The sequence below is a fragment of the Pseudomonas sp. SDO5271_S396 genome (assembly GCF_054071795.1).
In genome coordinates this window covers 1-224 of sequence record NZ_JBSVWB010000139.1, presented here as the reverse complement: position 1 = coordinate 224, position 224 = coordinate 1, and the positions used below count along the sequence as shown (strand labels likewise).

Genomic DNA, 224 nt, shown 5'->3' with positions numbered 1-224 from the left:
ACCCGGTCGATGGCGAAACGCGCCTTGAACTCGGTCCAGACGCCAGGACGCAGGCCATTGCCGATCATCTTCACCACCGGGTTGTCGGCATCGTCAGCGGCCGCCGGCCGGTCGACCAGGTAGCGGCACAGTTCGCCGACGTAACAGAGCGTGGTGGCCTTGAACCGCCGTGCATCCTCCCAGAAATGACTGGCGCTGAACTTGCGGCGGATGGCGAAGCCCGA

Annotated in this window: 1 pseudogene; it reads right to left on the bottom strand. The window is 65.2% G+C overall.

The features are described 5' to 3' along the window. Positions 1-224 (bottom strand): annotated as a pseudogene (locus tag ACW9IN_RS30180) (long-chain-acyl-CoA synthetase); the annotation flags it as partial.